General features: G+C 69.3%; 1 protein-coding gene. It reads left to right on the top strand.

Annotated elements, in window-relative coordinates:
• A partial coding sequence (locus EXE45_RS19385) for a monovalent cation/H+ antiporter complex subunit F (protein WP_137695232.1) occupies positions 1 to 212 on the top strand: 212 nt, incomplete at both ends.

Genomic DNA, 212 nt, shown 5'->3' with positions numbered 1-212 from the left:
CGTCGCGGCCGCCGGCTTCGCCGTCCTCGCGGTCGGGATGCTCTACCGCGCGGTCGTCGGGCCGACGATGCAAGACCGGGTGCTGGCGGTGAACGTCCTCGGGACGAACACCGTCGTCATCCTCGCCATCCTCGGCGCGGCGCTCGGCGAGCCGACGTTCCTCGACATCGCCTTAGTGTACGCGCTGCTCAACTTCCTGATGGCCATCGCCA

Origin of the sequence: Halorubrum sp. SP9, assembly GCF_005435015.1 — an archaeon.
Lineage (GTDB): Archaea > Halobacteriota > Halobacteria > Halobacteriales > Haloferacaceae > Halorubrum > Halorubrum sodomense.
The sequence above is the reverse complement of the archived record's forward strand: the minus strand, read 5'-3'. Positions and strand labels throughout refer to the sequence as shown.